This window comes from Marivirga sp., from assembly GCF_024636815.1.
Taxonomy (GTDB): domain Bacteria; phylum Bacteroidota; class Bacteroidia; order Cytophagales; family Cyclobacteriaceae; genus Marivirga.
Genome location: NZ_JAGXGF010000025.1, coordinates 1 through 21,873, shown reverse-complemented (window position 1 = coordinate 21,873; position 21,873 = coordinate 1). Strand labels below are relative to the sequence as shown.

The window sequence follows — 21,873 nt, the reverse complement described above, 5'->3', positions numbered from 1 at the left end:
GGATAGGCCTTTTTCTATCACTACCTTGTGAAGGTAATCTTTAAACTGTGATAGGGTGATGGATTCGAGAGGTAAATGGCTCGTTTTAACCATGCGAGACATGAGTGAACCATAAGTTTCTACCGTGCTCACACTGTAATTCCGGAATTCCAGCTCTCTTTTGAGATGCTCTAAAGCATTGCTTTTTGTTTGAGTTTTCATAATGGTAACTTTTTTGTTTACCATTACAATTTAATCATACCGCATTTTACCGTTTCCATTAAGAAACGGTTTAGTTCAACGCTAAATGTATGAATCGTAGCTTTGGTCTGTGCGTTTGCCATGTGTGGCTATGATTTCATACATAATGTTGTGTTTTCGTACTTTTTTTCGTTCTGCTTTCAGCGTTGGCACTATTGTTTAATTAACATATGATGTGAAAACAAATTATAGGGTGCACTTATCAAATTAACATCAAATTTCAAAGAGGGTTCAACAGTAGATTTTGCAGTATGCAGTCGAAATGAAATTTGCCATCCTTCATCGAAATAGGCTATTAAAGTGTTATCGTGACCTTTCTTGAAAACTAATTCAATTAGTCTTTTTGGTAGTTGAATTTTAGTTATTTTCAATTCGGGTTTTTTACTTTTTACTGCTAAATTCAATGTCCCATTTAAATTAAAAGCTTGAATCTCAACTTTTCTTTTGCTTTTCAGGATTTTATAAAAATCATTTTTACCGACCAAATATTGGACTAACTTGGAGGCGAAATTTTCTGGGTCAAGGTTTTGAAGGCGCAACATTTCATTCTTGAAGGCTGTTAAAACTGGTTTGTAAATTTGAGCAAATACATCTTCAAATGCGTCATTCCAAATTTTAGTGTTGTCATTTTTTCTAATAGAAGCTAGCATACCAAAAACTTCATTGATTTCTTCGAAATAATTTTCAGAACAAGGTGTTTGCAACCATTCTTGGCCAAAATCTAAATTTGTGGATAGTCTTGAATGTTTTAATGCTCTATGGTTATTTTTTGCAGAAATACCAATTTCCCATTTTTGAAAAGCTCGAATTAGAAGAACATCTCTAACATCTCCTTCTTTGCCAGCACTATCCGATGCAATTTCCAAAACAAGGATGTCTTTTTCATTAATTCCAATTGAGAGTCGAGGTTCTAAATCAATTAAAAAGTTAACAGCAAAACTCGCAGCAATTTTAAAATTATCCTTTTCAGTTTCACTCACTTTTGCATAACATTCTTTTACCCTTTTAAATGGTTCATTTTCAATAATAGAAACATTTGTAACCAGATTTAGCCTATCATAAAATTTGCAAAGCAAAGAATATTCAAAAGCTTTTCCATTAATAACTTGACTTCCCATACTTTATGATAATGTATTTTCTAATTCCAATTGTTTCTTTCTCGTTTTGCTGGTTTGTTTTTCTGCATTTTCAATTTGAGTTTTTATGCTCAAAGCCATATGTCTCGCGAGATTAACAGGAACAGCATTTCCAATCATTTTATAACCCGCTGCAATATGATTGTAATGAAATACAAAACTATCAGGGAAGGTTTGTATTCTTGCACATTCACGTACACTTAATCTTCTATATAAATCTTCCTTTCCCTTTACAAATTCACGAACATTCTGTTCTATAAATTTCATTTTTGGTGCTTGTGGATGTATAGGTGCATGTCTTCCACCCGCTTGAATTGTAAATGATTGCTCATCCCAAGTTCTTACACGGTTTCTTGACATAAACATTGAAGAAAATCCACCAATCATATATTCGTGGTTTGGAATTTTACAGTTTTCTTTATTTGTTCTGTTTCCTTCTTTGGCTGGAACAACACTGTTTTTTAAATTCAAAATTGCTTGTTCAAGCGTAATTTTTTTCTTTGATGGATTTGGGAATTGATACTTAAAATTTAAGTCTTTGCGAATGCCAACAAAAAACACCCTTTTTCTGTCCTGAGGCACATTAAAGTCAGAAGCGTTAAGCATTTGAAATGATAATTCATAGCCAACACCTGCATTCTGAAACATTTCCTTTATACTTTTTAAAGCTTCGCTATGTCTGCCCAATAGCATCCCACTCACATTTTCAGCAAGAAAGAACTTAGGCTGTTTCGCTTCTAGTATCCTTATAAAATCAAAAAATAGTTGTCCTCTTTTGTCATTTATTCCACGTTTTGAACCTGCTTCACTCCAACTTTGACAAGGTGGGCCACCTATAATTCCGTCACACTCTGGAACTTCATCAGCAGGAATATCAACAATGCTTCTTTTATCTAAAGTTGTTTTAGAATGGTTCTTTTCGTAAGTCTCCCAAATATCCTTATCGTATTCATTAGCCCAGATTACATCAAATCCCGCTTTTTGAAATCCTAAATCAAGTCCGCCTGCTCCTGCAAAAAATGATACTAGTTTCATATTACTTTTTCTTTTAATGTTCTTCTATATTCTGCTTTTTCTTCTGCAACTTGTAAAAGCTGTTTGGTGCAGTTTGTTTCGTAAATCTGTTTACCGATTTGGTCGGTGACATATTCATTTCTTACATCTGTGAGGTCAAGATTGAAGATTTCCGCAAGTCTGGGTAATCTCTTTTCATCAAAATCACGTTTCTCGTTCTCAATTTTGCTCAAGTTTGCAGAGTCCAAATTCAGTTTGGCAGCAAGTTGAGTTAAAGTCAGTCCGTTTTCATTTCTTAAAAGTCGGATGTATTCTCCAAATGTGGTTTTCATAAGACTTGTCATTTTATGACAAATCTATAAAATTTATTTAGAATCTTCAATTCGAGCATGAGAATTTTTAGTTCTTTTGGTTTTTTAGCGTTGGATTTGTGTGTGGTCAAAAACCGAAAGTGCTAAAATGTGCGACTGGATCAGTATGAAACACAACAATTCGCTAAATACACCCGAAGGTGCATTTAGCTTCCTTATATAATCAACTAAGTGCACCTTGATTATCTTAAAAGTAGAAAATTAATTTAAACTAAACATAAAAGAGTTCATTGTTTTTGTAATATTACTCCAAATAGTAAAATGCCATAACTAAAAATCCCCCAACCAAAAACTGATTGAGGGAATTTTAAACCATAAACAATTAAACTATAATCTCTTTTTAACTATTCCAACTCCGTGAAATTCCCCAGATCCAAGGTCCAATCGTATTCTTTATAATTCACATCTAGATCAGCATTTTCAGGGATAACTTCATATTTTTTCAAATATCCAATCACACCACCTCGGTCAGAAAAATCTCCTTTAAACCAGCTAAAAAGTGTGGTAACATTTACTTCATCTTCTCTTTCATCATATTCTGTAGTTCTTTTTAGAAACTGTTTGGTAATTTGATCCAGCTCTTTGTCTAATTCATAGGCACTATAAACTGCTACATAAGGACATGAAGTAGCCCCACAATTTACAGCGAAATGAATTCTTCCGTCTGTTTCCTCCACTCTAAATTGCTTTTCCAGTTTGCTGGCAAATGGGTCTTTCAAAAAGCCCATGGATAATTTCACTACTGACCCTCTTATAATACCATGTTCAATAAAATCCAAGCTTAACATCTCCCCTCCTACATTAATTATATCTGATTTAAAGAAAGCTCCTCTATCTTCAAAAAGTGACGGATCCTCAGTTAAAAGAATCTGCACAAAAGCATTATAAGTATTAATCCAGAATGCTTTCGTCTTATTATCTGTATCTAATGATTTGGCTAATTTATTAAGGGGTAAGGCCTTATATTCATTCACATATTTTTGATAATCAGTATCATTCTTGACAGCGGATATAAAATTCATACTTAAACGCACAAATTCGTTGGGCTCGCTTTTAATTTTATTTTGTCCAAAACTATTATAGCCGACAAAAAGTAAATAAAAACTAATTAGTACAAGGCTGAATCTCTTCATTATTGTTATTTCGTATGTTATCTGAACATAATTACGCAATATTATAATTTGCAGATGCCCAAAACCTACAATAATAAAATAAGTGTCATTATTCCGACACTCGATGAAGCTGAAAATATAGCTGAATTGCTGCATTTTTTAATGCAAAATGGAAAAGAGCATATTGCAGAAATTATAGTTTCGGATGCTAATAGTGAAGATGAGACACAGGAAATATCCAAAAGTTTAGGAGTGAAAGTAATCTGCATAAAGCAAGCTTCTCGAGCGTATCAGATGAATGAAGCAGCGGAAATTGCAGTTGGGGATATTTTATATTTTGTTCATGCAGATGCAAAACCTCCTAAAACTTTCGCCTCAGACATTATTAATTTCATCAAAAAGGGATATGATTTTGGATGCTACCGATTCAAATTTGACTCCAAGCACCCATTTCTAGCGTTAAATTCATTTTTTACACGCTTTAAAGTGCTTTGGTGCAGAGGTGGCGATCAAACTTTATTCATTAAAAAATCTGTTTTTGAGGAAAATAAAGGCTTCAATGAGGAATTTGTGGTAATGGAAGATTTCGAGCTGATAAAAAGACTGTGGAAAAAATATAAGTTCGGTATAATTCCTAAATCAGTTTTGGTTTCAGCAAGGAAATATGAAGACAATAGCTATTGGCAAGTGAACCTTGCCAATTTGAAAATATATAAAATGTTTATGAAAGGCTATCATCCACAGGTATTGAAAGAAAAATATTTACAGTTGATAAAACATCCTAAAGGAATTAAATAGTCCACCCTAAATTAAAATCAATATACGCACCATTTATCTATAATTTGTAATAAATCATCACATAGTCAACCTCTCACATTTGAGAACATACATTGAGCTCTAAGCCACATTTACCCAATTTGCTTTCCAAAATTTAACGACATTTATGGAAAGACTTAAAGATAAAGTAGCGGTAATCACTGGTGGAGCCAATGGAATTGGAAAAGCCACTGCAAAGAAATTTATAGCAGAAGGTGCTCAAGTAGCCATTTGGGACATCGTAAAAGATAAAGGGGAAGAAACCGCTAAGGATTTGGGAAATAACACAAGATTCTATCAAGTAGACACCACATCATTTGAGCAAGTTGAAAAAGCTGCTCAACAAACCCATCAAGATTTCGGGAAAATAGATATACTTATCAATAATGCGGGTATAACGCAAGATGCTACACTATCTAAAATGACTGTGGATCAATGGCAAAAAGTACTAGATGTAAATCTCAATGGAGTATTCTTTTGCACTAAAGCCATCTCTCCTTTTATGGTTGAACAGGCCTATGGCAGAATTATCAATGCCTCATCTGTAGTAGGAGTTTATGGGAATTTTGGACAAACGAATTATGTAGCTACCAAAAGCGGGGTTATCGGCATGACCAAAGTATGGGCTAAAGAATTAGGTAGAAAAGGTATTACAGTAAATGCAGTAGCTCCTGGCTTTATTGCTACTGAAATGGTGAAAAGCATACCTGAAAAAGTGATCAATATGCTGGAAGGAAAAACACCTTTAGGTAGATTAGGAGAACCGGAAGAAATTGCTAACGCCTATGCTTTTTTAGCATCTGATGAAGCTTCATTTATTAGCGGTACTACCTTAAATGTAGATGGTGCGGTAACTATCTAAATTAAGCTGTCATAATTAAAGAACTATGAGAAACGCAATCATAAGCGGAACTGGGTCCTATGTTCCGAAAAGACTGTTGAAAAATGAATACTTCAACGAACTTTTGGGAGAAGATGTTGATACTTGGCTTCGTGAAAATTTAACTATTGAACAAAGGTATTGGTGCGATGAAGATGAATCTACTATAGATTTATGCGAAAAAGCTGCCCTTAAAGCATTGGAAAGTGCTGGCATCCGTGCAGATGAATTGGATCAAATCATCATTTCTACTGATACTCCAGAATATATATCTCCATCAACTGCTGCAATTCTACAAGATCGATTGGGAGCTAAAGGTGCTGGAACTTTTGATTTGAATTCTGCTTGCGCTGGATTTGTAAGTGCTATAGATACCGCTTCAAAATACATTATTGCAGATAAGCAATACAGAAATATTCTGGTGATAGGCGCTTATGCCATGAGCAAATATTTAAATAAATCAGATAAGAAAACAGTGACTCTTTTTGCAGATGGTGCAGGGGCTGTAATTTTATGTGCTGCAGAAAATACGGAAAGTGGTTTTTTAAATGCACATCAATTCACACAAGGTCAATATCATGATTGGATGGGGATTTATGCTGGCGGAACTGGCTGTCCTGTAAATCATAAAGTTGTGGATAGCGGAAAACATCAGCTTCAGTTTGTGAAAAAATTTCCAAAAGATTTGAATCCCACCATGTGGACAGAAATGAGTCATAGAATGGCAAAAGAAGCTAATATTGATATAAAAGACATCAGTAAATTCTTCATGACTCAAATCAACATTAATGCCATTTACGAAATGTTGGATAATTTAGGCTTGGAAAAGGATAAGGCTAAATACATCATGCATAAATATGGCTATACAGGTTCTGCCGCAATTCCTATGGCAATTGATGAGTCTTTTCGAAGTGGAGAAGTAAAAAATGGTGATATCATATTTTTAATTGGTTCTGGCGGGGGATTATCTTTCGCTGGTGCTGCTTTTAGAATCTAAAATTTTATTCTGTGTACAACATGAACTTTTTAATAGGAATGATTCCAGTTGCAACAGCCACAACGATTTTACTTTCAGTATATGCAATAGCTGTTATTTATTTGGTTTTCAAAGGCTTTAAGCAAACCCAAAACATGAATGATTATGCAGTAGGAAGCATTTCATTTTCTCCTGCTTTTGTGGGATTATCACTGGCCGCTTCTATGACTAGTGCTGCTACCTTTATCATTAATCCCGGCTTAATTGGAACTTACGGTCTTAGCGCTTTTATTTCCTATGGATTGGCTTTACCCATAGCGGCCGTTTTTTCACTTATTCTGTTAACTAAAGGATTCAGGAAATTCGGAAGTAAAGTTTCGGCACTCACCATGGCACAATGGATGGGAAATCGTTATCAAAGCAAAGGCTTTTCACTATTTTTTGCTTTCCTTTCTCTGCTCCTCATCACTTTTATAGTTTTGATTTGTGTAGGAATCAGCCAAGTTTTATCAAAAGCATTGAATGTAGATGAGGTCTGGGTTTTGACTGGAGTAGTAGTCTTTATTTTTGGTTATATGATGTTTGGGGGAGCAAATTCTATGGTTTATACGAATGCTATTCAAGCAATTTCCATGTTGATAGTAGCCATTATATTAATTGCTTCTGGCTATGAATATTTGGATGAAGGCATCAGCGGATTTATGGACAAACTAAATAATATTGATCCTTTGCTGACTAAGCCACTGAATCCTGAAAGCCCTATTTTCAGAGATTATTTTGAAATTATATTTTGCCAGATGGTGGTGGGAATTGCTATAGTTTGCCAGCCTCATATCTTGACTAAATCGCTGCTTTTAAAGAAAGAAAGTGACGTGAACCGATATTTGATTGTAGGTTCTATTGTCCAATTCCTTTTCTTTTTGGTTGTGATTGCTGGTTTGTACGCTAGAATAGAATTCCCAGATTTAATGGCTGACGGAAGCCCTATTGCACCTGATGGATTAATTTCTACTTATGTAGTCAGTAAGTTCCCTGTTTACATCAGTATTGTGATCATTTTTGGATTAATTTCAGCAGGAATGTCCACACTTGAGGGCTTGATTCAGAGTTTGAGTACGACCATTACATCCGACATATTATTGAAAATCAGTCCAAAAAATATTAGAGAAAAGCTTACTGAGCCAAAAAATGGAATGTTGATTAATAAAATAGTCATTATTCTCTTGGCTATTGTTTCTTTTATATTTTCCTATCAGCAATTGATAAATCCAAATATGAGCGTGGCAATATTTGCTCAAAATGGGGTTTATGCTTATTTTTCATGTGCATTCATTCCTGTTCTATTCGGCATGTTCTTTCAAAGGACAAATCCGAAGGCGGTGTATTTAGCAGCCTTAACGGCATTGATTGTTTATTTCAGCATATATTATGGAGGTCTAACACCATATATGAAAGGAGAAGTTAAAAACCCCGCTATATCTTCTGCTCTAGCTATAATAAGCTCATCAGTTGTCGGATTAATTTTTTATTTTGTACTACCAAAACAAGCAAAAGATGAAATGTGATTGGTTCGAAAAATGGAGCACCTACAGTCCAAACAAACTGGCAGTTAAAAATATTGACACTGGTTTAGGCTATGATTATAAATCATTAAATCATGCTGCAAATGCTGTATCACATATACTCGAAAAAGATTTCAATTTAACTAAAGGTGATAGATTATTAATACTCGCAGATTTTGATGCGGAATATGTTGCGTTATTAGGGGTGGCACAAAAAATGGGGATCATTTTAGTCCCTATTAATTACAGATTAAGCGCGAGCGAAATTGCCTTTTTAGTGCAAAATTCAGATCCAAGTTTGATAATAGTGGCTGAGGAGTACAGAAGCTTATTAAATAATGTTCCACAATTAATCAAAGAAAAAGTAATCGCATTTGCCCAATATAAAGAATGGTTATCGACAGCTGCAAAAGAGCAAAAAGCTGAATATACTTCAAAACCTTTAGAAGAGACGCATCCTGCATTTATCCTCTACACTTCTGGCACAACTGGACAACCTAAAGGTGCTATTTACACTCATGGAATGATGTTGTGGAATAGCATCAATACTGCAATCAGACTTAAAATCACTTTGGATGACATTTATCTTAATGTAATGCCCCCTTTTCATACTGGAGGTTGGAATGTGTTAACTGCTCCTATCCTACATTTTGGTGGAACACTCATTATGATGCCAAAATTTGATTCTGAAAAGGTGTTATTTGCTTTAGAAAATGAAAAGATTAGCATTGGTATGTTGGTCCCTACCATGGTGAGGATGCTAAGTGAAAGTGATCATTTCAAAAAGACAGATTTCAGTCAATTGCGCTTTATGATAGTGGGCGGTGAAGCCTTACCGATTCAACTAATTGAGCAATGGAACGAACAGGCAGTACCAATTCGACAAGGATATGGTTTGACTGAATGTGGACCAAATATCACCTCTTTGGAAGCAGAGGATGCTATTAGAAAAAGAGGCTCGATTGGCTTTCCGAATTTTTATGTGGACACTAAATTGATGAATGAAGCCGGAGTGGAAGCAGAACCTCAAGAAAAAGGAGAACTTTGGATTAAAGGACCAATCGTCACCCCTGGTTACTGGAAAAACCCTAAAGAAACGGAAAAAGCCATAGTAGATGGCTGGTTCAAAACAGGAGATATCTTAAAAGAAGATGAGGATGGCTATTTGTATGTGGTAGACCGCATTAAAAATATGTTTATTTCTGGTGGGGAAAATGTTTATCCGGCTGAGGTGGAAAAATGTATCTTAAAACATCCTGAAATTAAGGAAGTATGCGTAATTGGCGTTCCTCACGATAAATGGGGAGAAGTTGGGAAAGCATTTGTGGTCTTTAAAAACGGTCAAAAAGAGGTATCTGATATAACGGCTTATTGCATAAAACACCTAGCTAAATATAAAGTACCCAAGCATTTTGAGGTATTGGAAGAGCTTCCAAAAAATGATACAGGAAAAATTAATCGGAAGTTGTTGGGCTGAAAGAAATATACCCTTGCTTTGATTTAAATTTAAAAATAGCTTAATTTCAATGCTTTTGAACTGAAGATTTTTTTAGCTACTACACTTTTGAAAAAACAAAAACTTAAAAAATTTAATGAATTTATCATGGGGCTTTTACCTCATGAAACCACCTATTTACTCAATAAGCAACAATTCGCTGATCCTGAAAATCTCATTATTTTAAAACAAACTCATGAAAAAGTGGCAGGTGTTACTCCTCAACCTGATTTTTCCACCCACATTGACAAAAGGAAATATTCACGAATGATTCAATGGATTAGCGAAAATTTGAATAATGCGGATGTGGATCAAGAATTTGATCAATTGATTGAGCTGGAAAAAAAATTGATGAATGATGCCATAAGCACAGAAGATGAACAGATTCTATTAACCATCATTAAAAATACAGATACTTCTCATTATTATTTCATGAAGCGGTTTGAGTTGACCATGCACCTGTTAAATTACTTATTGGTGCGTATGCGTCATAAAGAATATAATGAAGCCGTTAATTTTGTTAATCGATACAAAAACAATTACGATCAATGCCGATTGGTTTACGGAAGAATACAAGAAGCTACCTTTGATATCACAAACCAATATACTTTCAATGATAAAGAATCTAAGCAATGGGAAAGTTGGTTGCTAACGATTTTCCGTGACCCTATGATGGATGGAATGAACCGCTATTATTCACTGGTTCGACTTATATTCCTTTATTACAATTACAATCAGCAAGAAAAGATGGAGAATCTTTTCGAAGAAGTGGAGCCTTTATTGGAATCAGGGAATTTCTACAGTAAACGAATATTAATTAACTATTATGGGAACAGACTGCTTTTCCATAGTAAAGCCAATCAACTGGATTTAGCGGAGAAATATGGCTATCTGTCTATCAGAGTAGAAAACAGCGATTTCTTGCATTATGTCAACAATCTTAATACAGTTTTATTAAAAAAAGGCAAAACTAAAGAAGCACTTAGCTTGATGAAAACGGCTTTTCCACAAGCAAAAAATAGTGCTAACTTTCATCATAGAGTGAGCTTTGTGGCATCTTATGTGCGTTGCCTTACTGATTCAGAAGAATTGAACAAAGCCATCACACATGCTGAAATTTTTCTCTCTGCTTATAAAAAAGAACTACTGGAGCACAGATGGCACTTTTTTTTTACTGTCTATTTTCGGGCTTTATTTTTGAAGGGACATTACAGAAAGATATTGCAATACATCAATAAATTTAAGCTACTGGAAAGAGAACAGAAGTATTTGCAAAAAATAAGTTCGGTGGCTACTCTTGAATGGTATTATTTTGCAGCTTCTTATAAAAGTGAAAAAATAGAGTTAGATGCATTAAAAGAATTCTATAAAAATTTTCTGAGAACCTACGATAAAATTAGTAACAGGAGTAAAGCAGTAAATGAATTGCTAAAAGACACTCAAAAAGTGATACCTGAACTATTCTAAAACCTAATAGTCACACCCCTTTATTTCAAAAAAATTACATTTAAAAATCACATAAAAGACTTTATAAGAATAAAACACCATAATAGTCAACCCAATTTCAATAATATTCTTCATTTGGTTTGAATTAAGCTTTCATAGATTAGCAAAATAGATTTATAGCAAAGTTAATTTTACACAAATGAGAAATGAAAGCATTTTCTTCTTACAAGAAAAAGAATCTTACTCTATTTATCTTTCTTCTAATAATGATAATTATGGTTTTGACTACTAATAACGCAAATAGTCAAAACCAGTTCGAGAGATTGGAATACCCTTTTGAAATGAAAAAGAAAAAGCTCTCTGACAGTAAGACTATGGCTTATGCAGACATAGGAGAAGGTGAATCTATTTTATTCATTCATGGCTTAGCGAGTTATGCTCCCGGATGGAAATATAACATCAGCGAGTTATCCAAATCTTATAGATGCATTGCAGTGGATTTGATTGGATATGGGAAATCCACTAAAGGTAATTTCAAAGCAGACATGAGTTTTCATGCTCAATATCTAATTGAATTGATGGATAAATTAAACATTACCTCTTTTCACATAGCAGGTCATTCAATGGGAGGTCAAATTGCATTGACGATGGCACTCACTGAACCTAAAAAAGTAAAATCTCTATTATTGATGGCTCCTGCGGGTATTGAAACCTTTAATAAAAAAGAAAAAGAGGTTTTTAAAAATTCTACCTCACCAGAAAGCATTGCTAATGTATCTGATGAGCAATACCGCATCAATCTTTCTTTAAATTTTTATGAAATGGATGAAAGAGCGGAATTCATGTATGAGGATAGAATGAAAATCAAAACTGATAGCCAATTCATGGAATATAGCCATGTAGTTGCCGAAGGGGTAATGGGAATGTTAAATGAGCCTGTTTTCGAACAATTAGGAGAAATCAAACAACCTACTTTGATATGCTATGGAAAAGAGGACCGACTTATTCCAAATACCTACTTACATAAAGCATTGAATACCAAATTAATAGGCGAAAAAGCTACGGAAAATATTCCGAACAGTAAATTAGAAATGATACCCAAGGCCGGTCACTTTGTACATTTTGATCAGCCTGAGAAAGTAAATGAAATCATGAAAAACTTTTTAGAAAACAATTAAACCACTTAATATACGACTACTATGAAAACGACAATTACAATTTGCTTAAGCATTTGCCTTTTATGGGCAAATAGTATTTATGCGCAACAAACCATTACGGGTAAAGTAATAGACGGAGATAACAATGATCCACTTCCTGGAGTTAATGTTATGATTGAAGGCACTCAAGAAGGTGTTTCTACTAAAACAGATGGGACATTTGAATTGAAAACTTCCCAATCTAACCCTACTTTAGTTTTTAGTTTTATAGGATTTGAAACTATTAGGAAACAAGTTAGCGGTTCCTCAGATTTAGGCACTATTACCATGACTCCTTCATTAGTTTACTTAACAGATCAAGTTGTGGTTTCAGGAACTAGAAGAGCAGAAAAAATAACTGAAACGCCAGCTACAATCCAGGTAATTGATTCCCGGCAAATCAATGAACTTCCATCTTTTAATGCAGGAGAACTGTTATCCAGAGTAAAAGGTGTGGAATTTATTCGTTCAGGAGTTATTGGAACAGGAATTAATATTAGAGGTTTTAACAGCAACTTTAATGCTAAAAACCTTCAAGTGAACGATGGACGTTTTGCTACCTTAATTGCAACAGGCCTACCACTTGGTCCGCTTTCTACATTTATAAAAGAAGATATAGATAGAGTAGAAGTGATTTTAGGTCCTAATGCAGCTCTTTACGGACCGAATGCACATAACGGTTTAGTGAATACTATCATGAAAGATCCGCGCACCTCAGAAGGAACAACAGTTGCTTTAGGAGCAGGAAATCAGAATATGTTTACCGGAAGATTAAGGCATGCACAAAAAATCAATGATAAATTATCATTCAGAATTTCTGGCGAATATACCAGAGGAACAGAATTCGAATTTGCTGATTCAGTTTACGTAACAAGGGTTGATAATGAAGGTAATCCTTATAAATCAGCTGAAGAGGAGTTGGAACTGGACAATGATTTTGAATTTTTAAAAGGTAATGCCTCATTAGTTTATGAGGTAACAGATAATGCTGAAATAGTGGCTACATGGGGAGGAAGTAATAGTACTTATTTAGCTCCCACCAATGTTGGAAGAAACCAAATTAAAGATTGGAGAATTAATCATTACACGCTGAAATTTATATCTGACAACTGGTTTGCTCAAGCTTATTATACCACGAGTAAAACTGACTCAACTTATGCAATTGATGAAAGAACTAAGCAGTATTACAGAGGAATAGATTCAGGATTAAGTGATGCTCAAGCTAGAGGCGATTTTTCTTATCAAAGTGGGGCTTTATTTGTTGATGATTCTAGAAGAATTAATGCTGAAATTCAACATAACAACAGCATTGGAGATTTGGATATTGTAGTTGGATCTCAGTTCCAAAGAGATATGGCTAATAGTCATGGTACCTATTTATTAGATGAAAATGAAAATGATTTCATCACTATAAATCAAATCGGATTTTATACGCAATTAGATTATAAATTAGGAAATGGTTTTAAATTAACTGGAGCAGCTAGAGGAGATTACCATGAAGTATATGAATTTAATTTCGTTCCTAAGGGCGGGATAGTAAAATCTTTTGAAAATGGTGCTGCAAGATTAACCTACAGTAAAGGAATTGCTGCTCCCACTATTCTCAATATGTACGGAAATTTATTTAGCGGTTTAATATTAGGTAATTCTGATGGTTTCACTTTAGCTGATGGTACTAAAGTTGAAAAACAAAGAGTTGAACAAATTCAGACAATAGAAATAGGCTATAAAGGAAAACCAGCCAAAAAATTCTATGTAGATGCAAATGCTTATTATAATATGTCCAAGGATTTCCTAAGCCCTGTAACGGTAGTGGGTGTGACAACCGAAAGAGGTGATCAGCCTATTGAAGAGGTTCAAGCTGGATATGCTGTATTCGGAGGCTTAGTAGCCACCTATATAAATTTTGGTGAAGTGGATACTTATGGATTTGATTTAGGGCTTAATTATGCTTTAAGTAACAGTTTAAGTTTAAATTTCAATTACTCTTTCTTTGATTACTACGTGGATGAAGAAAATATGGAAAATGATTTCAATAATGATGGAGTGGTCAATAAGCTAGACGTATTAGTAAATTCACCCAACCATAGGGCAGGTTTTGGACTAAATTATTCAGGTAGCAAATTTTTCGGTACAATTTTCACTCGTTGGGTACAGGAATATGACTACTTCTCAAGTTTTCAAATTGCAGCAAAAACACAAGATTTAACCTATAGAGGTGTACCAATTGTGGAAAATGCGAGAAGCGCTGACACTTGGAATTATGGACCATTGGGAGGATTTGTGAATGTTGATGTGAGTTTAGGTTATAGAATCAATGATAAATTCACAGTTTCAGGTCAGGTAACCAATCTATTTGATTCAGAATTTAGAGAGTTCACAGCCTCCCCTTTCATTGGAAGGTTATTTAACTTTGAATTTAAAATGAAATTACCACCAATAGGTCAATAATAATTTTAACATCACCACGACCAACCTTCATAAAAAAAGACTGCTAAAAATAGCAGTCTTTTTTTTGATTCTTAACCTAATTTAATATTTAACAAATTTTTGAGTAAGCCCTACTTTATTCAAACGGATAAAATATAATCCTGGAGACCAATTACTTAAATCTATTTTAGTACTCTCGCCTTCAACCTTCAAATCTTTAATAATCTTGCCCCTGGCATTGTAAATTTTTAAACGATCTGACTTTCCATTATGGATCAAACTTATTTCACTATGTGCTGGATTCGGATAAACTTTAAACTCGTTTTCTTGGGCATTATCGTTTGAAGTTACCCCCCCAAGCTCAAAACTTTGTTCTTTACTACATCCATTTTCATCAGTTACTATCACAGTATAAACCCCTATCTCAAGTCCATCAATCATAGAGGTATTTGCTCCATTACTCCATAGATAAGAATAGGCACCCATACCACCTGAAACCGTTAATTCTATAGCTCCATTACCATCTAAACTGGTACTATTGGTAACCTCCGCGGATATTTCTAAAACATTAGGACTTCCTATTAAAACTGTATCAGAAAGTGTGCAACCAATGCTATCCGTAACTGTAATAATATATTCTCCTGCAGATAAGCCTTCCCAAATATTACTTTCTACCTGAGAACTTTCATTTAAACTATAAGTAAAGGGGGGTATTCCTCCTGTAATAATTACCTCGATTAAACCATCACTCTCTCCTGCGCAACTTACATCAGATGTTAATACTTCAGTAATTGAGAATCCAATGCATGGATCTTCAGTTACTTGAAAACTCTCGGAAGCAGTTGCAGCGTTATATTGTTCATTCCCTGCTTGATTTGCAGTAATTGTTACAGTTCCAACTGTTCCCTCCAGGCTAATAGTAGTCCCATTAATCGTGGCTGGACCTGATATTTCATAAGTTAAAGCAAGTCCACTGGAAGCCGTAGCTTCTACATCAAAATCAGGATCCGTTATGAATTTATCAGCTATTGAGGTTATGCTTATAGTCTGATCTAATTTATTAACGGTTAATACTTTTTGAACTGTAGGAGCAGCTAAATAATCTGCGTTTCCATCTTGAGATGCGGTAATAGTAGTTTGACCTGCTCCAATTATAGTAAGTGTGCTGCCTGAAATAGTGGCAACGTCTAAATTACTTGATGAATAAGAAATGGCTAGACCGCTGGAGGCTGTTGCACTTAATTCAAAAGCTTCGTCATTTACAAACTTTTCAGGAAGATCTGTGAAACTGATAGTCTGTGAACTTCTACCCTTAGTAATCGACCAATCAAAACCAGCTGTACTGTGTGTATCCCTCCAATTTATATAAATTTTCTGGCCAGCACTTAAAGTTAATGTGACTTCAGATTGAAGGTTTTCAAAATTATCATTTGAAGCCAGTAATGTGTTGCAATCACTAAAAATACTTAAATCAGTATCGATAGTGGTGGATCCAACTGAGCTGATAATATATTCTCTATCTTCCGTTGCATCAAATTCAAACAATTTTGGTGCAGTATCTACTATATTATTACCCAAATTGGCGGTAATGGCAGTACTACAATCAATTGTTTCTATAGTTTCAACACAAAAACTAACTGAATCACTAGAGCCAAATACTCCTCCTGATTTAATAATTCGATCATCATTATCTATTAGGGAATAAGAACCATTACCATAATTACAACAAATACCATCATTCGCAGTATCAAATATTTCAAATTGATAATTTCCATTTCCAAAATCAAAAGTTTCTGTATAAGTGGTGTTATTTTCATAGGTGATTGAATCAGTCTGAACAACATTTCCCTCATAAGTTAAAGCCCAGGAAGTCTCAGCACCAAAATTATCAGTAGTAATGCTCAGCAATAAAGGACCAGAATAGCATCCTAATGTATTTATACTTAAAACTGAAGAATATTCACCTGATCCACCATCCACACAATTAGCTTTAACCTTTATTTCATAAGTATTCCCTTCTTCTAGCCCAGTTAACTGAATTGAATTGGTAGCACTACTATTAATTATACCATTTGCCCAAACATCATAACTACTTGCATTGGTAACCGCATCCCAAGTTAAACTTAGGCTAGTGGTAGTTCTATCTACTAACGCTAAACCTATTGGAGCTGCTAAATCACATCCATCATTAATTTGACCTAGATTTTCTCTAAATCCCCCTGGCTCAAATAAAGCATAGGACCGTGTTTTCTGACCTGCGGAAAACATAAACATGCAAGCGTCATTCGTATAATCCATATAATTCATGAACATATCACTTGTATATTCAGTATTCTCAGTACAAGATTTTGTAGGATATGCTGGGCATCCACCATTCGATTCAGCTGCTACGGGAGTATCTAAAACCCCATCATCCACAGTACAATTCCCATCTCCCCAGATATGTCTTAAATTTAAGTAATGTCCTATTTCATGCGTGGTAGTTCTGCCCTTATTGAAAGGTGCGTTTAAATAAAAGTTGTTACCTGTATCATAATCAGAGCTTCCAAAAAATTCAGGCCCCACTACCACACCATCAGTTTCAAAAGCTCCACCCGGAAATTGGGCATATCCCAACAAAGTTCCTGATAACTTACATACCCATATATTCAAATGAGTTTCCGGAGTAATAGGATCTACTCCGCCTGTAGCGGTGCTCTTCATTTCATCATTAGTTTCCCACTCGATTTTTGAAGAAGACTTACGTGTAATTCCTTCCAGGGTAAAGGTCAATTGATAATCACTTACTACTCCTTCAAATTCAGTAGGGACTCCAGATATATCTGTATTTAAAGCTCTAAAATCCTCATTTAAGACTTGAATTTGCGATTCAATCTGAGCAATACTTATATTTTGCTCTGGACTATTTTCATTATAAATAATATGAACATATACAGGAATATCTCTTACAGTATTGGAAATGGCTGCCCTGGAAAATCTCAGTTGCTCTTGAAATTCTTTAGTTTTTATTTGAATCTTTTCATAAGAAGATTTGTAGACTGGATTATTCTCTAATTTTTGAGCATGCACAATCTGAGCAGCACAAGTACGCTCTTGAACTGACTGTGACCAAATAGTCCCACTAAAGAAAAGCAATAACAGTAAAAAGTAAAATCCTTTCATATATTATAAATATTTATAAAGAGCTATCATTCTTTATAAAATTAAGGAAATTATAATATCTATGATGATAACTGATTTTATTTTCGATGAGTGTAAGTCTATCTGGTGTAAGAAAAAGCCCAAAAAGGATAGACTTCAACATAATCATACAATAGTAGAGAGCTTAGTACATGACTATTTCAAATCTCCAACCACAAACATTAATAATCAAGCATAGCTAAAGGCAGGTGTTGTATGCTTTTAAATTTATGATGGATTCATGGAAATTTTCACCTGATAGGAATTATCAGATGCTAAAAAGTATCGGAATTGGTACTAAAAAAGCAGAATCAATCTGAAAAAGAAGATTGATTCTGCTCAAAATTATATATGAATTTTAATTTAACTCTCCTCTCAGCTCATAAGCCCTTCGCATTTTATTCACCATAGCAGTACTTTCAGCAAAGTATAATGATTGTTGTCCGTCACTCATTGCTTTTTCAGGATCGGGGTGCAATTCAAAAATCACGCCATCAGCACCAGCCATAATTCCTGCTAAGGCAACAGGCTCAACATGTTTTCTGATACCGATTCCATGAGAAGGATCGACCACTACGGGTAAATGGGTTCGGTCTTTTAGAACCGGAATCGCATTGATATCCAAAGTATTTCGGGTCATATTTTCAAAGGTTCTAATTCCTCTTTCACATAAAATTAAATCTTCATTTCCTCCACTGAAAACATATTCGGCAGAATATAACAATTCTTCAATTGTACCGCTAACTCCTCTTTTAATCATAACGGGCTTATCCACTTTACCCAACTCATCCAATAAATTGAAATTCTGTGTGTTTCGGGCACCAACCTGATAGATATCTATGAAATCATACATTTCTTCCACTTGCGATACCTGCATCACTTCAGTAATAATTTTTATACCAGCCGCTTTGGCTTTGTCGTGCCACATTTTCAAACCATCCATTCCTAAACCACGGAAAGAGTAAGGTGAACTTCTTGGCTTATAAACCCCTCCACGCATGATTTTCACATTATTCTCAACCAAATGAGCAATTACCGCATCCACCTGGTCTTCATTTTCAATACTGCAAGGTCCTGCCATGATATTGAAATGATTTTGAGAAATAATATCGCCATCGCGTAGTTTAATTTCCGCAGGGTTTACTTTCCATTTTTTGGAAACCAATTGGTAATTATCGGAAACCACATGCACATCTTTCACTCCTGCTAGATGTCCGATTTCCCGGATGTCAATGTCTCCTTTTTCCAGTGCTACCAAATAAAATCCTTTTTGGGTTTGCACTTCGCTCACTGATTTAGTGAATTTTCCCAAAGAGGAGATTAGATCTTCTTTTTGGGTGGTATCTATATTTTTTTCAAGTTGTAGTATCATATTTTAGATTTTTAGAGTCTAGAATCTAGAGCCAAGACTTGATATCCTGATTATAGATTTTAGGTTGTTTAATATTTACGCATTCCAATTTTCAACTATTTTAATCTTTATTAGTAATATTTTCTGCTTTCATTTTTCTCCCATTCTTTTCGCTTGAACAAAAAGAAATCAGCCAGAGGCTGACCAGCCTCTGGCTGGCTTCCACCCGCATGGCCAACGCTTGCCCGCTAAACTTTCCTCCCTCAGGCTTTTCCGAGTTCCTCGGAAGTGGTCGAGTTAGTTATAAATTAATTGATCTCATATCTTACTTTATGCTCCTCACTCAAACCTTCCAATAACTAACAACTTTTTCCTACTTTATTTCAAGTAAACATCCGTTTCTGCATCTTGGCCACTGCCCTAACTTCCCCCCTTGGGGGTTAGGGGGCTTCTTACCTTACCAATAAATTCCTCAATACTTTTTTTCAAATTACCACCATCCAAAGCCTTAATAAATGCGCTTCCAATGATACCTCCATCAGCATATTCATTGACCATGCTTAAAGCTTCATGATCACTTATTCCAAACCCTACCATTCTTGGTGTTTTCAATTTCATGGATTGAATGCGTTTTAAATAATCTAGCCTTTCGGGACTTTCACCCCAACTACCACCAGTCGTACTGGAACTGCTCACCATATAAATAAAACCACCTTCCTGTGCATCAACTTCTCTGATTCGTTCCTCTGAAGTTTTAGGCGTTACCAAAAATACATTTTTTAAATTATATTTTTCGAAAATGGGCTTAAACTGCAGTTTGAATTCATGCATGGGCATATCAGGCAAAATCAATCCGTCCACTCCTACTTCAGCACATTTTTGGCAAAACTTTTCAGTACCATATTTCAATACATTATTACAATAGCCCATAATGAAAACCGGTTTTTCCGTAATTTTCCGTAAGTCCGCCAGTTGTTCAAAAAGCTTGTTCAAATTCATACCATTTGCCAATGCTTTCATACTACTCTGCTGAATGGTTGGTCCATCAGCCAAGGGATCTGAATAAGGCATTCCAATTTCAATTACATCCACATCAGCCTTATCCAATGCTTTTAAAATCGTGTTAGTGTCTTCCAAATTAGGATAACCGGCTGTAAAATAAATTGTCAGCTTTTCTTTATCTTTCTGCTGGAATATATGTTCAATTCTGTTTTTCATATTAATAAAACCTAGAGTCTAGAACCTAGAATTAAGACAATGATAAAGAACCATGCTTAATTATTAATTCCTAATTATTAATTACTAATTAAATTTTAGTAGTTTCCAAAGTTGATATAAGTCTGCAAATCTTTATCACCTCTTCCCGATAAATTAACCACTACTACATCATCCTTTTTAAATTTAAACTGGTCTAAAGCCGCTAAAGCATGAGCAGTTTCCACTGCAGGAATAATCCCTTCAAGCTTACTCAATTCAACCCCTGCATCCATGGCTTCTTTATCGGTTACATATTTAAAGATTCCTCTTTTACTGGCATATAAATGAGCATGCAAAGGGCCAATACCAGGATAATCTAATCCAGCTGAAATGGAGTAAGGTTCCGTTACCTGACCATCTTCTGATTGCATTAATAAGGTTTTAAATCCATGCAAAACTCCTGAGCTTCCTCTGGCAGTTGTAGCGGCAGTTTCTCCACTATCCAAACCATGGCCTGCTGCTTCTACTGCTACCAGTTTTACTTTCTCATTATTCAAATAATGGTAAAATGCTCCTGCTGCATTGCTTCCTCCACCAACACATGCCACTACATAATCCGGTACATTGGTACCTTCTTGATCTTGCAATTGTGCCATCATTTCTTCGCTGATTACGGATTGGAAACGAGTCACCATATCAGGAAAAGGATGAGGACCTACAACTGAACCAATGATATAATGCGTATCATCAGGATTATTGATCCAATAGCGCATGGCTTCATTGGTGGCATCTTTCAAAGTTTTAGAACCAGAAGTTGCCGGAATCACCTCAGCACCCAAAATTTTCATTCGCTCTACATTAGGCTTTTGCCTTTCCATATCAACCTCTCCCATAAAAACCTTGCAAGGCAAATCTAACAAAGCACAAGCGGTAGCGGTTGCCACTCCATGCTGACCGGCTCCTGTCTCGGCAATGATTTTCTTTTTGCCTAAACGCTTCGCCAGCAATGCTTGTCCAATGGCATTATTGATCTTATGCGCTCCGGTATGGTTTAAATCTTCTCTTTTCAGATAGATTTTGGCGCCATGTTTCTCTGAAAGCCTTTTTGCTAAATATAAAGGAGTTGGTCTCCCTACATAATCTTTTAGCAAAGCTTTAAACTCCTCTTGAAATTCCGGTTCTTCTGAAATTTTGAGATAATTATTTTTCAACTCTTCAATATTAGGATGCAAAAGCTCTGGAATATAAGCCCCGCCAAACTCTCCATAATATCCGTTTTCATCTATTTTGATTTCCATAATGACTAGTATTTAGTAGCGAGTATCTAGTAACCTGAGTTCGACTCTAATTTGGAAATTCAGATTTTCATAAAATTAAATAGACAAGGCGTCTTTTAGAAGATATAGCGAGCTATATCGAGGAAAGACAACGCAGTATATTGGATTTTATGGAAAAGTTTTCCCCTTTCCGC

The 21,873-nt window shown here is 35.1% G+C and carries 17 protein-coding genes; 8 read left to right on the top strand and 9 right to left on the bottom strand.

What is annotated here, in order from left to right; genetic code table 11:
- The 5 genes from Q0L29_RS02480 to Q0L29_RS02460 all read right to left on the bottom strand — a co-directional run.
- Positions 1–201, bottom strand: a 201-nt coding sequence (locus tag Q0L29_RS02480; protein WP_296618778.1) for a hypothetical protein, incomplete at its 3' end; no start/stop codon positions are given.
- A gap of 191 nt (positions 202–392) precedes the next feature.
- Complete coding sequence (locus tag Q0L29_RS02475; protein WP_296618776.1) at positions 393–1,358, bottom strand: HaeIII family restriction endonuclease; 966 nt, start codon at positions 1,356–1,358, stop codon at positions 393–395.
- A gap of 3 nt (positions 1,359–1,361) precedes the next feature.
- The gene (locus Q0L29_RS02470) at positions 1,362–2,411 is read right to left on the bottom strand and encodes a DNA cytosine methyltransferase (protein WP_296618774.1); all 1,050 of its coding nucleotides are present in this window, start codon (positions 2,409–2,411) and stop codon (positions 1,362–1,364) included.
- On the bottom strand, positions 2,408–2,722 hold the full coding sequence (locus Q0L29_RS02465; RefSeq protein WP_296618772.1) for a helix-turn-helix transcriptional regulator: 315 nt from the start codon (positions 2,720–2,722) through the stop codon (positions 2,408–2,410). Before Q0L29_RS02465 ends, Q0L29_RS02470 begins: the two co-directional genes overlap by 4 nt.
- A gap of 383 nt (positions 2,723–3,105) precedes the next feature.
- The gene (locus Q0L29_RS02460) at positions 3,106–3,894 is read right to left on the bottom strand and encodes a DUF547 domain-containing protein (protein ID WP_296618770.1); all 789 of its coding nucleotides are present in this window, start codon (positions 3,892–3,894) and stop codon (positions 3,106–3,108) included.
- A gap of 54 nt (positions 3,895–3,948) precedes the next feature.
- Here Q0L29_RS02460 and Q0L29_RS02455 point away from each other — a divergent pair, with 54 nt between their 5' ends.
- The 8 genes from Q0L29_RS02455 to Q0L29_RS02420 all read left to right on the top strand — a co-directional run bounded on the left by Q0L29_RS02455 (position 3,949) and on the right by Q0L29_RS02420 (position 14,695).
- A complete protein-coding gene (locus tag Q0L29_RS02455; RefSeq protein WP_296618768.1) occupies positions 3,949–4,671 on the top strand; it encodes a TIGR04283 family arsenosugar biosynthesis glycosyltransferase in 723 nt (240 codons plus the stop codon).
- Positions 4,672–4,816: 145 nt separating this feature from the next.
- The gene (gene fabG / locus Q0L29_RS02450; protein WP_296618767.1) at positions 4,817–5,551 is read left to right on the top strand and encodes a 3-oxoacyl-ACP reductase FabG; all 735 of its coding nucleotides are present in this window, start codon (positions 4,817–4,819) and stop codon (positions 5,549–5,551) included.
- 25 nt (positions 5,552–5,576) lie between these two features.
- Positions 5,577–6,566: a 3-oxoacyl-ACP synthase III family protein gene (locus Q0L29_RS02445; protein WP_296618765.1), complete on the top strand. Its 990-nt coding sequence runs from the start codon at positions 5,577–5,579 to the stop codon at positions 6,564–6,566.
- A 20-nt stretch (positions 6,567–6,586) separates the two neighbouring features.
- Complete coding sequence (locus Q0L29_RS02440) at positions 6,587–8,110, top strand: sodium:solute symporter (RefSeq protein WP_296618764.1); 1,524 nt, start codon at positions 6,587–6,589, stop codon at positions 8,108–8,110.
- The gene (locus tag Q0L29_RS02435; protein WP_296618762.1) at positions 8,100–9,584 is read left to right on the top strand and encodes an AMP-binding protein; all 1,485 of its coding nucleotides are present in this window, start codon (positions 8,100–8,102) and stop codon (positions 9,582–9,584) included. The genes Q0L29_RS02440 and Q0L29_RS02435 overlap by 11 nt, the downstream gene beginning before the upstream one ends.
- 87 nt (positions 9,585–9,671) lie before the next feature.
- Positions 9,672–11,069 (top strand): hypothetical protein, encoded by a 1,398-nt coding sequence (locus Q0L29_RS02430; protein ID WP_296618761.1) that lies wholly within the window; start codon positions 9,672–9,674, stop codon positions 11,067–11,069.
- A gap of 254 nt (positions 11,070–11,323) precedes the next feature.
- The gene (locus tag Q0L29_RS02425) at positions 11,324–12,226 is read left to right on the top strand and encodes an alpha/beta hydrolase (RefSeq protein ID WP_296618759.1); all 903 of its coding nucleotides are present in this window, start codon (positions 11,324–11,326) and stop codon (positions 12,224–12,226) included.
- Positions 12,227–12,247: 21 nt separating this feature from the next.
- Positions 12,248–14,695 (top strand): TonB-dependent receptor, encoded by a 2,448-nt coding sequence (locus Q0L29_RS02420; RefSeq protein WP_296618757.1) that lies wholly within the window; start codon positions 12,248–12,250, stop codon positions 14,693–14,695.
- 81 nt (positions 14,696–14,776) lie between these two features.
- Here the strand turns inward: Q0L29_RS02420 and Q0L29_RS02415 are convergent, their stop codons facing one another.
- The 4 genes from Q0L29_RS02415 to trpB form a co-directional block, all read right to left on the bottom strand.
- Complete coding sequence (locus Q0L29_RS02415) at positions 14,777–17,836, bottom strand: T9SS type A sorting domain-containing protein (RefSeq protein ID WP_296618756.1); 3,060 nt, start codon at positions 17,834–17,836, stop codon at positions 14,777–14,779.
- A gap of 376 nt (positions 17,837–18,212) precedes the next feature.
- Positions 18,213–19,226 (bottom strand): 3-deoxy-7-phosphoheptulonate synthase, encoded by a 1,014-nt coding sequence (aroF, locus tag Q0L29_RS02410; protein WP_296618754.1) that lies wholly within the window; start codon positions 19,224–19,226, stop codon positions 18,213–18,215.
- Positions 19,227–19,625: 399 nt separating this feature from the next.
- Positions 19,626–20,423, bottom strand: coding sequence for a tryptophan synthase subunit alpha (gene trpA / locus Q0L29_RS02405; RefSeq protein WP_296618752.1), 798 nt, complete (start codon positions 20,421–20,423; stop codon positions 19,626–19,628).
- 95 nt (positions 20,424–20,518) lie between these two features.
- Positions 20,519–21,700: a tryptophan synthase subunit beta gene (gene trpB, locus Q0L29_RS02400; protein WP_296618750.1), complete on the bottom strand. Its 1,182-nt coding sequence runs from the start codon at positions 21,698–21,700 to the stop codon at positions 20,519–20,521.
- Between the last annotated feature and the right edge of the window lie 173 nt (positions 21,701–21,873).